This is a genomic window from Corallococcus sicarius (assembly GCF_003611735.1).
GTDB classification, from domain to species: domain Bacteria; phylum Myxococcota; class Myxococcia; order Myxococcales; family Myxococcaceae; genus Corallococcus; species Corallococcus sicarius.
This window is the reverse complement of the sequence record NZ_RAWG01000728.1, coordinates 1-464: the sequence shown is the minus strand read 5'-3', so window position 1 is coordinate 464 and position 464 is coordinate 1. Positions and strand designations below refer to the sequence as shown.

1 protein-coding gene is annotated in these 464 nt (G+C 67.5%); it reads right to left on the bottom strand.

What is annotated here, in order from left to right; translation table 11 throughout:
- The coding region (locus D7X12_RS41890; RefSeq protein ID WP_279637306.1) for a cyanophycinase at window positions 1–464 on the bottom strand (464 nt) is incomplete at both ends.

Genomic DNA, 464 nt, shown 5'->3' with positions numbered 1-464 from the left:
GGAAATCGTCCAGGCGCATGCGGCTGCCACTGGCGACCACGGTCACCGGAACGGCATGGAAGCGCAATGGTTCGCCCTCGACCAGGCGATCGGCATCACGACCGGGGCTGACCACCCAGACCTTGCCCTCGCCATCAGCGCTGTAGACCTGGGCCTGGCCATCGGGCTCCACGCACAGGGCGGTGTCCTCATCAACGCCGATGCCGACGATGTCAGGGTCGCCGCTGTCCTGCGCGGCGCGTGCCACGAACACGATGAGGCGGCCAAGGCGGTCACGCTTGTCGAAATGGGTGTCGGTGACCACGCGCTGCAGGTAGGGCATCTGCAGGAAGCCACTGTCCATGGTGACTGCGCTGCCCATCGGATCGGCCAGCGCACCGGCCGAGCTGATGCTGCCGCCATCCATGGCGCCATAGGCATAGCCGCCGAGGATGGCCAGGCCAGCGCTGGTACCGGCAATCGGC